Consider the following 12,067-nt stretch of genomic DNA (forward strand, 5'->3'; position numbering starts at 1 on the left):
CGCCGTGTGGCTTTCACATAAGGTGAACGAGTATGGATGACCAAGGACGCAACCCTTCCTCCAACCAGCCAATCCTGTATGTGCTCGATACCAACGTCCTGATTCACGACCCCAATGCCCTGCTCAACTTCGAGGAGCACCACGTCGCCATACCGATGACGGTGCTGGAGGAACTCGACAAGCTCAAGACCGGTAAACACACCATCGCCGCCGAATGTCGCCAGGCCATCCGCCTGATCGATCAGACCTTGGGCGACGCCTCGCCCAGCGATGTCGAGCAGGGCGTGCCGATCCAGCGTGGCAAGAGTGGGCCCAAGGGTTTCCTGTCCATCCTCATGAGCACGCGCAACGAGCCAAATCGCCTGCTCCCCGAAAACCTCGCCGACAACATCATCATCAACCAGCTGCTGGACCTGCGCGCCAAGCGCAAGGACCTCGACGTGGTGCTGGTGACCAAGGACATCAACATGCGCCTGAAGGCGCGTGCCTGCGGGATCGCCGCCGAGGACTACAGCACCGACCAGTTGGTCGATGATGTGTCCTTGCTGTCCAAGGGCTACCACTCGGTCACAGGGTCGTTCTGGGACCGGGTGAGCAAGGTCGACACTCGTCAGGAACGTGGTCGCACCTGGCACCGGGTGCAACTGATCGACAACCTGCCGGCGGTGCACATCAACGAGTTCATCATCGACGAACAAGGATTCGTCGGCTGGATCAAGGGCATCCGCAACGACGAACTGCTGCTGCTCGACCTGCACCAGGAGCCGCTGCTGCACCAGGAAGCCTGGGGCCTGAAGCCACGGGACATCCACCAGAGCCTGGCGCTGTTCGCCCTGCTTGACCCGGATATCCACCTGGTCAACCTGACCGGCGCCGCCGGCTCCGGCAAGACCATCCTGGCGCTGGCCGCGGCCATCGAGCAGACCATGGTCAGCAAGCGCTACCGGCGCATCATCGCCACCCGCAGCGTGCAGGGGCTGGACCAGGAGATCGGCTTCCTGCCGGGCACCGAGGCGGAGAAGATGGAGCCCTGGCTGGGCGCCATCACCGACAACCTCGAAGCGCTGCACATGGACGACGAGAGCACCCACGGCAGCGTTGAGTACATCCTCGAGCGGGTACCGTTGCAGTTCAAGTCGCTGAACTACATCCGGGGTCGCAGCTTCCAGCAGAGCCTGATCCTCATCGACGAGTGCCAGAACCTCACGCCGCACCAGATCAAGACCATCATCACCCGCGCGGGGAACGGGTCCAAGGTGGTCTGCCTGGGCAACCTGGCGCAGATCGACACGCCGTACCTGTCGGCCACCAGCTCCGGGCTGACCTACCTGACCGAACGCTTCAAGGACTTCCCCCACGGCGTTCATATCACCCTGCAGGGCGTGCCGCGCTCGGTGCTGGCCGAGTACGCCGAGTCGCATCTGTAATCCAAGCCCGCTCCCACGATTCGTCGTGGGAGCGGGCTTGCCCCGCGATGCGCTGATCTGCCCTCTGCTCAAAGCTGACCTGCAGGTTTACACTCTGTACTCCCTACCCAGGAGCAGAGCAGTGCTGACTCATCTTGATTCCCAGGGGCGCGCCAACATGGTCGACGTCACTGAAAAGGCCGTGACCGCGCGCGAGGCGATTGCCGAGGCACGGGTGCGCATGTTGCCGGACACCCTGCGCATGATCGTCGATGGCCAACACCCCAAGGGCGACGTGTTCGCCGTGGCGCGCATCGCCGGCATCCAGGCGGCGAAGAAGACCAGCGACCTGATCCCGCTGTGCCATCCGCTGATGCTCACCGGCGTCAAGGTCGAGCTGGCCGCCGAAGGCGAGGACGTGGTGCATATCGTCGCTCGCTGCAAGCTGGCCGGGCAGACCGGCGTCGAGATGGAAGCCCTGACCGCCGCCAGCGTCGCCGCGCTGACCATCTACGACATGTGCAAGGCGGTGGACAAGGGCATGGTCATCGAGCAGGTGCGCCTGCTGGAGAAGACCGGCGGCAAGAGCGGCCACTACAAGGTGGAGGGGTGATGAAGGTCAAGGTCATGTATTTCGCCCGCTACCGTGAGTTGCTGGGCGTCGACGCCGAGCGCCTGGAAGGCGACTTCAAGGTGCTGGACGACGTGCGCCAGGCCCTGGTGGGCAAGGGCGGGCATTACGCGGTGCTGGCCGAGCAGAACCTGATGTGCGCCCGCAACGAAGAGCTGTGCCGGCTCGATGAGCCATTGGACGAGGGTGACGAGATCGCGTTCTTCCCACCCGTGACTGGAGGTTGATCGTGGCCGTACGTGTTCAGCAGGCGGCCTTCGACCCGGGCGCCGAGGTCAACGCCATGCATGCCGCCAATGTCGGCGTGGGCGCGGTGGTCGGTTTCGTCGGCTACGTGCGCGACTTCAACGATGGCCTGGACGTGGCCGGGATGTTCCTTGAGCACTACCCGGGGATGACCGAGAAGGCCCTGGCCAAGATCGTGGTCGAGGCCGAGCAGCGCTGGCCGTTGCTCAAGGTCGAGGTGCTGCACCGCATCGGCGCCCTGGAGCCGGGCGAACCGATCGTCTTCGTCGGCGTGGCCAGCGCGCACCGCCAGGCGGCGTTCGATGCCTGCAACTTCATCATGGATTACCTGAAGACCCGGGCGCCGTTCTGGAAGAAGGAGAATACCCGGGAGGGGCCGCGCTGGGTGGAAGGGAAGCAGAGCGACCAGGATGCGGCGGGGCGCTGGTAGGCCTGTTGTGGATGGCCGGGGCTTGGCCCCGGTTCGCGGGTAAACCCGCTCCCACAGGGTTCATGCGTGCCTGTGGGAGCGGGTTTACCCGCGAAGAAGTCACCACTGATCAATGTTGCTTGCGCGGCACCGGCTTCAGCAGCTCGTCCGGCGGCATCTCGCACTTGATCTTGCGCCCCAGCAGCTCCTCGATCGCCGGCAGCTGGTACGAATCGTCCTCGCCGGCAAAGCTGATCGACACACCACTGCTCCCCGCACGGCCGGTACGGCCGATGCGGTGCACGTAGTCGTCCGGATCTTCCGGCAGGGTGAAGTTGATCACGTGGCTGATGCCGTCGATATGGATACCGCGCCCGGCCACGTCGGTGGCCACCAGCACGCTGATGCGCCCCTCGCGGAAGTTCTCCAGGGTGCGGATGCGCTTGTGCTGCGGCACGTCGCCCGACAGCTGGGCGGCGTTGATGCCGTCGCGCACCAGTTTTTCCTCGATGCGCCGCACCTCGTCCTTGCGGTTGGCGAACACCATCACCCGTTCCCACTTGTTCTGCGTGACCAGGTTGTACAGCAGCTTGTACTTGTCGCTGCCGGCCACGGCATAGACGTGCTGCTCGACGGTCTCGCTGGCCACGTTCTCCGGCTCGATCTCGACGATGGCCGGGTCGGTGGTCCACTGCTTGGCCAGGTTCATCACGTCGTCGGTGAAGGTGGCCGAGAACAGCAGGGTCTGGCGCTCGCTCTTGGGCGGGGTCTGGCGGATGATCTGGCGGACCTGGGGGATGAAGCCCATGTCGAGCATGCGGTCGGCCTCATCCAGCACCAGCACCTCGACCATGTCCAGGTGCACCTCGCCGCGCTGGTTGAAGTCCAGCAGGCGGCCGGGGGTGGCCACCAGGATGTCGCAGTGGCGGGCTTCCAGCGATTTCAGCTGCTTGTCGAAGTCCATGCCGCCGACGAAGCTCATCACGTTCAGGCCGCTGTACTTGGTCAGGGCCTGGGCATCCTTGGCGATCTGCACCACCAGCTCGCGGGTCGGGGCGATGATCAGCGCCCGCGGCTCGCCCATGTAGCGCTCCTTGGGCGGCGGCACCTGCTGCAGTTGCGAGATGATCGAGATCAGGAACGCGGCGGTCTTGCCGGTGCCGGTCTGGGCCCGGCCGATGGCGTCCTGGCCACGCAGGGTGTGGCCCAGGACCTGGGCCTGGATCGGCGTGCAGTAGGGGAAGCCGAGGTCGTGGATGGCGTGCATCAGCTCGTTGGAGAGCTTGAAGTCGTGGAAGCGGGTCTTGCCTTCCTGCGGCTCGACCACGAAATCCTCGGGCTTCCACAGGCTGGCCTGGGGCTTGGGCTTGCGTTCGCGGCGCGGCTTGTCCCGGGCGGGCTGCTCGGCGCGCGGCTGTTCGGCGGATTGGGGCTCGGCCTGTGGTTTTGCCGCGGCCCTGGGCTTGGCGTGCTGGCGCGCTGGCGCCTTCTCGACAGGCGGTTGCGCGGCCGGCGCGGGCGGGGTCACGGCGACGGGCTCGGCGGCCTGCGGCGCGGCGTCTCCCTTGGCGAATATTTTCTTGAGTGCCTTGAGCACGGTCGTCTCGTCAACTGGTTAAGGAATGTACGCCGGGCAGTGTAATGCAAGAATCGGGCGCGGCGTAGTGCAATGCATGGCGGGCTACAGGGTTACTGCAGCTGGCGGCTCAGCCATTCATGGATGTCGTTGAGCTCCTCGACCACCACTTCGTGCTCCATCGGGTACTCGTACCAGCGGGCGGCGACGCCCCAGGTATTGAGGTATTCGAACGCGGTGCGACCCATCGACGGGATCACCACCGGGTCGTGCACGCCGTGCAGGCACAGCGCCGGGGTGCGCTGTTGGCAGGCGCTCAACTGCTGGCCGTCGGTGAAGGTCGGTGCGTAGGTGGACAGGGCGATCACCCCGCCCAGGGCTTCCTGCCACTTTATATAGGCGGTGTGCAGCACCACCGCGCCGCCTTGGGAGAAGCCGGCCAGGAAGATGCGCGACAGGCTGATGCCCTTGGCCTGCTCGTCCTTGATCAGCGCGATGACCTGCTCGGCGGACTCTTCCAACTGTGCTTCGTCGATGGCCCGCGCCGGGGTCATGGCCTTGATGTCGTACCAGCTGGGCATCTCGTAGCCACCGTTGATGGTCACCGGGCGGGTGGGGGCCTGGGGCATGATGAAGCGGGTGCTCAGCAGGCGTTCCTGGAGGAATTCGGCCACCGGTAGGAAGTCGTAACGGTCGGCCCCCAGGCCGTGCAACCAGATCACACAGGCGTCGGCGGGTTTCTGGGGTTCGAGGATCAACGGCTGGGTCATGACTGCTCCGAAAGAGTGCGTGCGTACGGATTGGGTGCGTAAAAAGAAGGCGGTGACGGTTAATGCCAGAAAAGAATGTCGCAACTCTACAACTTTTCCTACTTGACGCCCGCTTAATCGCTTAAGCCCTCGACTGTGGTACGGCCTTTGCTACGTATCGGTTATGCGTAGGGGTGAGCCGCTCACGGTAACACCCCTCGTGTGGATAGAAGGCTGTCACAGAACAGCCCATTGCGCCAATTGACCCAAAAACAAGCCAACAAGGGGTCGGATGCGCCTCATAAGGGTGCGGTGCAATTCCGGCTCATACAACAAGAGCGATTTGGAGGTTGTTGATGAAGATGTTGAAAACCACCCTGGCAGTCCTGACCGCCGCTGCCGCGCTGGGCGCCACCAGCTTCGCCCAGGCCGGCGCCACCCTCGATGCGGTGAAGAAGAAGGGCTTCGTCCAGTGTGGCGTGAGCGATGGTCTTCCAGGCTTCTCCGTGCCGGACGCGCAAGGCAAGATCGTCGGCATCGACGCCGATGTGTGCCGCGCCGTGGCCGCCGCGGTGTTCGGTGACGCGACCAAGGTCAAGTTCAGCCAGCTCAACGCCAAGGAGCGCTTCACCGCGCTGCAGTCCGGCGAAGTCGACGTGCTGTCGCGCAACACCACCTGGACCAGCTCGCGCGATGCCGGCATGGGCCTGGTGTTCGCCGGTGTCACCTACTACGACGGCGTCGGCTTCCTCGCCAACAAGAAACTCGGCGTCTCCAGCGCCAAGGAACTCGACGGCGCGACCATCTGCATCCAGGCCGGCACCACCACCGAGCTGAACGTTTCCGACTACTTCCGCGCCAATGGCCTGAAGTACACCCCGATCACCTTCGACACCTCCGACGAAAGCGCCAAGTCGCTGGAGTCCGGGCGTTGCGACGTGCTGACCTCCGACAAGTCGCAGCTGTTCGCCCAGCGTTCCAAGCTGGCCGCGCCGACCGAGTACGTGGTGCTGCCGGAAACCATCTCCAAGGAGCCGCTGGGCCCGGTGGTGCGCAAGGGTGACGAGGAGTGGTTCAGCATCGTCAAGTGGACCCTGTTCGCCATGCTCAATGCCGAAGAGGCCGGCGTCACCTCGAAGAACGTCGAGGCCGAGGCCAAGTCCACCAAGAACCCTGACGTCGCCCGCCTGCTGGGCGCCGACGGCGAGTACGGCAAGGACCTCAAGCTGCCCAAGGACTGGGTAGTGCAGATCGTCAAGCAAGTCGGCAACTATGGCGAAGTGTTCGAGAAGAACCTGGGCCAGAGCACCGACCTGAAGATCGACCGTGGCATGAACGCCCTGTGGAACAACGGCGGCATCCAGTACGCGCCACCGGTGCGCTGATGGTTGCACCCCGCGGCGGCATCCTGCCGCCGCGGGTCGTTCGAATCCCTTCTTTTCGGGGCACTTCATGCAAAATCAAATCGGCGCACGGAAAGGGTTTTCCCTTAGTGATCCACGTGTGCGCGCGTGGCTGTTCCAGATCCTCACGGTGGTCTTCGTGGTGGGCCTGGGCTGGTACCTGTTCCACAACACCCAGACCAACCTGCAGCACCGGGGCATCACCTCGGGCTTCGATTTCCTCGAGCGCAGCGCCGGCTTCGGCATCGCCCAGCACCTGATCCCCTACGTGGAATCGGACAGCTACGCCCGGGTGTTCGTCATCGGTCTGCTCAACACCCTGCTGGTAACCTTCATCGGCATCATCCTGGCGACGCTGCTGGGCTTCATCATCGGCGTGGCGCGGCTGTCGCCGAACTGGATGATCAACAAGCTGGCAACGGTGTACGTGGAGACCTTCCGCAACATTCCGCCGCTGCTGCAGATCCTGTTCTGGTACTTCGCCGTGTTCCTGACCCTGCCGGGGCCACGGGGCAGCATCAACATCGACGACACCTTCTTCATCAGCAACCGCGGCCTGAACATGCCCGGCGCCTCGATGGCCGAGGGCTTCTGGCCGTTCGTCATCGCGCTGGCGCTGGCGATCGTCGCCATCGCGGTGATGGTGCGTTTCGCCAACAAGCGTTTCGACGAAACCGGCGAGCCGTTCCACAAGTTCTGGGTCGGCCTGCTGCTGTTCATCGGCATCCCCGGCGTCTGCGCGCTGTTGTTCGGCAGCCCGGTGCACTGGGAAGTGCCGCAGCTCAAGGGCTTCAACTTCGTCGGTGGCTGGGTGCTGATCCCCGAGCTGCTGGCGCTGACCCTGGCGCTGACCATCTACACCGCGGCGTTCATCGCCGAGATCGTGCGTTCCGGCATCCGTTCGGTCAGCCATGGCCAGACCGAGGCGGCCCGCTCGCTGGGCCTGCGCGAAGGCCCGACGCTGCGCAAGGTGATCATTCCCCAGGCGTTGCGGGTGATCATTCCGCCGCTGACCAGCCAGTACCTGAACCTGGCGAAGAACTCGTCGCTGGCTGCCGGTATCGGCTACCCGGAGATGGTCTCGCTGTTCGCCGGTACCGTGCTCAACCAGACCGGCCAGGCCATCGAGGTGATCGCCATCACCATGAGCGTCTATCTCGCCATCAGCATCAGCATTTCGCTGCTGATGAACTGGTACAACAAGCGCATTGCGCTGATCGAGCGGTGAGGGTACTTCCGTGACAGCCCATGTTTTCAAACCCGACATGCCGCCACCGGTGAAGACCGTTGGCGTGCTCGCCTGGATGCGGGCCAACCTGTTCTCCAGCTGGCTCAACACCCTGCTGACATTGTTCGCCCTGTACCTGGTCTGGCTGATCGTGCCGCCGCTGGTGCAGTGGGCGTTCATCGACGCCAACTGGGTCGGCACCACCCGCGCCGACTGCACCAAGGAGGGCGCCTGCTGGGTGTTCATCCAGCAGCGCTTCGGCCAGTTCATGTACGGCTACTACCCGGCGGAACTGCGCTGGCGCGTCGACCTGACCGTGTGGCTCGCCGTGCTCGGCGCAGCGCCCTTGTTCATCAAGCGCTTCCCGCGCAAGGCCGTGTACGGCCTGGGCTTCCTGGTGCTGTACCCGATCCTCGCCTACATCCTGCTGCACGGCGGCGCGCTGGGCCTGGACACGGTGCCCACCAGCCAGTGGGGCGGCTTGATGCTGACCCTGGTGATCGCCACGGTCGGTATCGTCGGCGCCTTGCCGCTGGGCATCCTGCTGGCGCTGGGACGTCGCTCGAACATGCCGGCGGTGAAGGTGGTCTGCGTGACCTTCATCGAGTTCTGGCGCGGCGTGCCGCTGATCACCGTGCTGTTCATGTCGTCGGTGATGCTGCCGCTGTTCCTGCCCGAGGGCATGAGCTTCGACAAGCTGCTGCGGGCGATGATCGGCGTGATCCTGTTCCAGTCGGCGTACATCGCCGAGGTGGTGCGCGGCGGCCTGCAGGCCATCCCCAAGGGCCAGTACGAAGCCGCCGCGGCCATGGGCCTTGGCTACTGGCGGGCGATGGGCCTGGTGATCCTGCCCCAGGCGCTCAAGCTGGTGATCCCCGGCATCGTCAACACCTTCATCGCCCTGTTCAAGGACACCAGCCTGGTGATCATCATCGGCCTGTTCGACCTGCTCAACAGCGTCAAGCAGGCAGCGGCTGATCCGGCCTGGCTGGGCATGGCCACCGAGGGCTACGTGTTCGCCGCCCTGGTGTTCTGGATTTTCTGTTTCGGTATGTCCCGCTACTCCATGCACCTGGAGCGCAAGCTGGACACTGGCCACAAGCGTTAGGAGTTTCGAAATGAGTGAAGCGATCAAGCAGCCTGCCGGCCCCGAAGGCATCATCCAGATGCAGGGCGTGAACAAGTGGTACGGCCAGTTCCATGTGCTCAAGGACATCAACCTGAACGTGCGCCAGGGCGAGCGCATCGTCCTGTGCGGGCCGTCCGGCTCGGGCAAGTCGACCACCATCCGCTGCCTCAACCGCCTGGAGGAGCACCAGCAGGGGCGCATCGTCGTCGATGGTGTGGAGCTGACCAACGACCTCAAGCAGATCGAGGCGATCCGCCGCGAGGTGGGCATGGTGTTCCAGCACTTCAACCTGTTCCCGCACCTGACTATCCTGGAGAACTGCACCCTGGCGCCGATGTGGGTGCGCAAGCTGCCGCGGCGCAAGGCCGAGGAAATCGCCATGCACTTCCTCGAGCGCGTGCGCATTCCGGAGCAGGCGCACAAGTACCCGGGGCAGTTGTCCGGTGGTCAGCAGCAGAGGGTGGCGATTGCCCGGGCGCTGTGCATGAAGCCGAAGATCATGCTGTTCGACGAGCCGACTTCGGCGCTGGACCCGGAGATGGTCAAGGAGGTGCTCGACACCATGGTCAGCCTGGCCGAGGACGGCATGACCATGCTCTGCGTGACCCACGAGATGGGCTTTGCCCGCACCGTGGCGAACCGGGTGATCTTCATGGACAAGGGGGAGATCGTCGAGCAGGCCGCGCCGGATGACTTCTTCGACCGGCCGCGCAGTGATCGGACCAAGCTGTTCCTGAGCCAGATCCTGCATTGATGCAATCGGGGCCGCCCCACCGGGGGGGCTGACGCGGTCCCTGTAGGGCCTTGTGTCGCGATGGGCCGCTACGCGGCCCCGGGGATATGTGCTGCGAAGCTGAAAACCTGGGGCCGCTTACGCGCCCCATCGCGACACAAGGCCGTTCCTACAGGGTTGCGAAGCAGCCCTGATCCAAGCCTTATTTTTCTTCCTTCGTGGCCGCCGGCGCCGGCGGCGGTCGCAGCCCCACCTCGGCCACCAGCTTCAGCTGCTGCCCATTGCGCACCACCTCGATGGTGATCTTCTCGTTGGGCTTGATCCGCGCCACCTGGTTCATCGATTTACGCCCGTCACCGGCTGGCTCGCCGTTGATGCTCAGGATCACGTCACCCAGCTGCAGCCCCGCGCGCGCCGCCGGGCCATCGCGGAAGATGCCCGCCACGACGATCCCCGGGCGGCCCTGCATGCCGAACGATTCGGCCAGCTCCTGGCTCAGCGGCTGCACCTCGATGCCCAGCCAGCCACGGATCACCTGGCCGTGCTCGACGATCGACTTCATCACCTCCAGCGCCAGCTTGACCGGGATGGCGAAGCCGATGCCCTGAGAGCCGCCGGACTTGGAGAAGATCGCCGTGTTGATACCCACCAGGTTGCCGTTGGCATCCACCAGTGCGCCGCCGGAGTTGCCCGGGTTGATCGCAGCGTCAGTCTGGATGAAGTCTTCGTAGTTGTTCAGGCCCAGCTGGTTGCGGCCGGTGGCGCTGATGATGCCCATGGTCACGGTCTGGCCGACGCCGAACGGGTTGCCGATGGCCAGGGTCACGTCACCGATGTGGATGTTGTCGGAGCGGCCGATGGTGATCGCCGGCAGGCTCTTGAGGTCGATCTTCAGCACCGCCAGGTCGGTTTCCGGGTCGCTGCCGATCACCCGGGCGAGGGTCTCGCGACCGTCCTTGAGGGCCACGACGATCTGATCGGCGCCGCTGGTGACGTGGTTGTTGGTCAGCAGGTAGCCTTCCGGGCTCATGATCACCGCCGAGCCCAGGCTCGACTCCCAGCGCCGCTGCTTGGGCAGGTTGTCGCCGAAGAAGCGGCGGAACTGCGGGTCTTCGAACAGCGGGTGGGCGCTCTTGTTCACCACCTTGGTGGTGTACAGGTTGACCACGGCGGGCGCGGCCAGGGTCACGGCATCGGCGTAGGACACCGGGCCCTGCATGATCTTCGTGGTTTGTGGCGCCTGCTGCAGGTTGACGTCCTGGCTGGGCAGGCCGACCCATTGCGGGAAGCGCTGGATGATCAGCATGGCGATCAGCACGCCGGTGAGCAGGGGCCAGCCGAAGTAACGCAGAGCCTTGAACATGAATGAATCCTGGGAGTAGGGCGGGGGCCATGTCAGTTCGGCCCGGGGCGAGCGCGCGCGATCATACACGTGAAAAATCCGGACGGCGACGGTCGGTGTATCGCGGGGCAAGCCCGCTCCCACGCCTTTCGCGCACGGCGTGGGAGCGGGCTTGCCCCGCGAAGGGGAGAACCTGACAGCGGTTCCCCCGAAACCGGCGACGGCCCATAATGGCGGCCATTATAGGGCCTCGCGCCCTGCCGCAACGCCGAATTCGAGGAGATTTTTCATGGCCGTCGCCCTCAATACCCTGGTCGAGGAAGCCGAGCGCTACCTGGGCAGCGCGAAGATCCAGGACTACTGCCCCAACGGCCTGCAGGTCGAGGGCCGCCCCCAGGTCAGCCGTATCGTCAGCGGCGTGACCGCCAGCCAGGCGCTGCTGGACGCGGCGGTTGAGGCCGAGGCCGACCTGGTGCTGGTGCACCATGGCTACTTCTGGAAGGGCGAGAACCCGTGCATCACCGGGATCAAGCAGCGGCGCCTGAAGACCCTGCTCAAGCACGATATCAGCCTGCTGGCTTTCCACCTGCCGCTGGACGTGCACCCGGAAGTGGGCAACAACATGCAGCTGGCGCGCCAGCTGGATATCACCGTCGAAGGCCCGCTGGACCCGAACAATCCCAAGGTGGTCGGCCTGGTCGGTTCGCTGGCGGAACCTGTGTCGGCGCGGGACTTCGCCCGTCGGGTACGCGAGGCGCTGGGGCGCGAGCCGTTGGTCGTCGAGGGTGAGCAGATGATCCGCCGGGTCGGCTGGTGCACCGGGGGTGGGCAGGGCTACATCGACACCGCCATCGCCGCCGGGGTCGACCTGTTCATCAGTGGCGAGGCGTCCGAGCAGACCTTCCACAGTGCCCGCGAGAACGGCGTGAGCTTCATCGCTGCCGGGCACCACGCCACCGAGCGCTATGGCGTGCAGGCGCTGGGGGACTACCTGGCGCGGCGGTTCGCGGTCGAGCACCTGTTCATCGATTGTCCGAATCCGATCTGACGGCCTCATCGCGGGGCAAGCCCGCTCCCACGAACACCGTGGGAGCGGGCTTGCCCCGCGATGCTTTTTCGCCCAAACCCCCAGTCATATCGTTAGATTGTTTCGATCTAGGCAGCCTCCTAAATAGAATCAGGTGCTGTGATAAAGTGGCTCGCTCGAACACGGCC

The 12,067-nt window shown here is 64.7% G+C and carries 12 protein-coding genes; 9 read left to right on the plus strand and 3 right to left on the minus strand.

What is annotated here, in order from left to right; translation table 11 throughout:
- The first annotated feature begins 32 nt into the window (after nt 1-32).
- The 4 genes from HU735_RS09185 (at nt 33) to moaE (ending at nt 2,713) form a co-directional block, all read left to right on the plus strand.
- Nucleotides 33-1,427: a PhoH family protein gene (locus HU735_RS09185; protein ID WP_011535580.1), complete on the plus strand. Its 1,395-nt coding sequence runs from the start codon at nt 33-35 to the stop codon at nt 1,425-1,427.
- 121 nt (nt 1,428-1,548) lie between these two features.
- Nucleotides 1,549-2,019 (plus strand): cyclic pyranopterin monophosphate synthase MoaC, encoded by a 471-nt coding sequence (gene moaC / locus HU735_RS09190; RefSeq protein ID WP_046857035.1) that lies wholly within the window; start codon nt 1,549-1,551, stop codon nt 2,017-2,019.
- The gene (gene moaD / locus HU735_RS09195) at nt 2,019-2,264 is read left to right on the plus strand and encodes a molybdopterin converting factor subunit 1 (RefSeq protein WP_186713230.1); all 246 of its coding nucleotides are present in this window, start codon (nt 2,019-2,021) and stop codon (nt 2,262-2,264) included. The genes moaC and moaD overlap by 1 nt, the downstream gene beginning before the upstream one ends.
- Before the next feature lie 2 nt (nt 2,265-2,266).
- The gene (gene moaE / locus HU735_RS09200) at nt 2,267-2,713 is read left to right on the plus strand and encodes a molybdopterin synthase catalytic subunit MoaE (protein WP_186713231.1); all 447 of its coding nucleotides are present in this window, start codon (nt 2,267-2,269) and stop codon (nt 2,711-2,713) included.
- A 109-nt stretch (nt 2,714-2,822) separates the two neighbouring features.
- Here moaE and rhlB read toward each other — a convergent pair whose 3' ends face one another.
- Together rhlB and HU735_RS09210 are read right to left on the minus strand one after the other, a co-directional pair.
- Entirely contained in the window at nt 2,823-4,289 is a 1,467-nt protein-coding gene (gene rhlB / locus HU735_RS09205; protein ID WP_186713232.1) for an ATP-dependent RNA helicase RhlB, read from the minus strand.
- 92 nt (nt 4,290-4,381) lie between these two features.
- Nucleotides 4,382-5,038, minus strand: coding sequence for an alpha/beta fold hydrolase (locus HU735_RS09210; protein WP_186713233.1), 657 nt, complete (start codon nt 5,036-5,038; stop codon nt 4,382-4,384).
- A gap of 335 nt (nt 5,039-5,373) precedes the next feature.
- Between HU735_RS09210 and HU735_RS09215 the strand changes: the two genes are divergently transcribed.
- From HU735_RS09215 to HU735_RS09230, 4 genes are all read left to right on the plus strand, one after another.
- A complete protein-coding gene (locus HU735_RS09215) occupies nt 5,374-6,402 on the plus strand; it encodes an amino acid ABC transporter substrate-binding protein (protein WP_023629381.1) in 1,029 nt (342 codons plus the stop codon).
- Nucleotides 6,403-6,469: 67 nt separating this feature from the next.
- Nucleotides 6,470-7,648: an amino acid ABC transporter permease gene (locus HU735_RS09220; RefSeq protein WP_186713234.1), complete on the plus strand. Its 1,179-nt coding sequence runs from the start codon at nt 6,470-6,472 to the stop codon at nt 7,646-7,648.
- A gap of 10 nt (nt 7,649-7,658) precedes the next feature.
- Nucleotides 7,659-8,756 (plus strand): amino acid ABC transporter permease, encoded by a 1,098-nt coding sequence (locus HU735_RS09225; protein WP_050703823.1) that lies wholly within the window; start codon nt 7,659-7,661, stop codon nt 8,754-8,756.
- A gap of 10 nt (nt 8,757-8,766) precedes the next feature.
- Nucleotides 8,767-9,531: an amino acid ABC transporter ATP-binding protein gene (locus HU735_RS09230; RefSeq protein WP_050703824.1), complete on the plus strand. Its 765-nt coding sequence runs from the start codon at nt 8,767-8,769 to the stop codon at nt 9,529-9,531.
- A gap of 181 nt (nt 9,532-9,712) precedes the next feature.
- Here HU735_RS09230 and algW read toward each other — a convergent pair whose 3' ends face one another.
- The gene (algW, locus tag HU735_RS09235; protein ID WP_186713235.1) at nt 9,713-10,873 is read right to left on the minus strand and encodes a Do family serine endopeptidase AlgW; all 1,161 of its coding nucleotides are present in this window, start codon (nt 10,871-10,873) and stop codon (nt 9,713-9,715) included.
- 268 nt (nt 10,874-11,141) lie between these two features.
- Between algW and HU735_RS09240 the strand changes: the two genes are divergently transcribed.
- Complete coding sequence (locus tag HU735_RS09240; RefSeq protein ID WP_186713236.1) at nt 11,142-11,900, plus strand: Nif3-like dinuclear metal center hexameric protein; 759 nt, start codon at nt 11,142-11,144, stop codon at nt 11,898-11,900.
- The last annotated feature ends 167 nt before the right edge of the window (nt 11,901-12,067 follow it).

The organism is Pseudomonas sp. BW16M2 (genome assembly GCF_014268865.1).
Classification (GTDB): Bacteria; Pseudomonadota; Gammaproteobacteria; order Pseudomonadales; family Pseudomonadaceae; genus Aquipseudomonas; species Aquipseudomonas peradeniyensis.

What these genes read in the sequence shown, in the direction of transcription:
- HU735_RS09185 (WP_011535580.1), top strand. Translation starts at nt 33, where the DNA reads ATGGATGACCAAGGACGCAACCCTTCCTCCAACCAGCCAATCCTGTAT.
- moaD (WP_186713230.1), top strand. Translation starts at nt 2,019, where the DNA reads ATGAAGGTCAAGGTCATGTATTTCGCCCGCTACCGTGAGTTGCTGGGC.
- HU735_RS09210 (WP_186713233.1), bottom strand. Translation starts at nt 5,038, where the DNA reads ATGACCCAGCCGTTGATCCTCGAACCCCAGAAACCCGCCGACGCCTGT.
- HU735_RS09215 (WP_023629381.1), top strand. Translation starts at nt 5,374, where the DNA reads ATGAAGATGTTGAAAACCACCCTGGCAGTCCTGACCGCCGCTGCCGCG.
- HU735_RS09220 (WP_186713234.1), top strand. Translation starts at nt 6,470, where the DNA reads ATGCAAAATCAAATCGGCGCACGGAAAGGGTTTTCCCTTAGTGATCCA.
- HU735_RS09230 (WP_050703824.1), top strand. Translation starts at nt 8,767, where the DNA reads ATGAGTGAAGCGATCAAGCAGCCTGCCGGCCCCGAAGGCATCATCCAG.
- algW (WP_186713235.1), bottom strand. Translation starts at nt 10,873, where the DNA reads ATGTTCAAGGCTCTGCGTTACTTCGGCTGGCCCCTGCTCACCGGCGTG.
- HU735_RS09240 (WP_186713236.1), top strand. Translation starts at nt 11,142, where the DNA reads ATGGCCGTCGCCCTCAATACCCTGGTCGAGGAAGCCGAGCGCTACCTG.